This window comes from Acinetobacter sp. 12966 (assembly GCF_031196995.1).
Classification (GTDB): domain Bacteria; phylum Pseudomonadota; class Gammaproteobacteria; order Pseudomonadales; family Moraxellaceae; genus Acinetobacter; species Acinetobacter geminorum.
Window position 1 is genome coordinate 1 of sequence record NZ_JAVIMC010000117.1, and the last position, 237, is coordinate 237.

A 237-nucleotide genomic window follows, 5' to 3' on the forward strand; every position below is an offset into this window, starting at 1 on the left:
AATACCGAAAAGCTCAATACCGCCAAAAGCAAAAATAATCACAGCCATTGCCATAACCAAGCCTTCAATACCAAATGGGAAGAAACCACCCAATGCCCAAAGGTTAGAAATACTGGCCTGAGGCCCTGCTGTGCCGGTTGCAAGTAAATATGAACCGAAACCGATCATGGCTAAAATTGCTAAGATTTTGACAATGGAAAACCAAAATTCCATTTCGCCAAAAAACTTAACATGCAG

Annotated in this window: 1 pseudogene; it reads right to left on the reverse strand. The window is 41.4% G+C overall.

The annotated features are described in order from the left end of the window. Positions 1-237: pseudogene (locus tag RFW85_RS16615) on the reverse strand (aromatic amino acid transporter AroP); the annotation flags it as partial.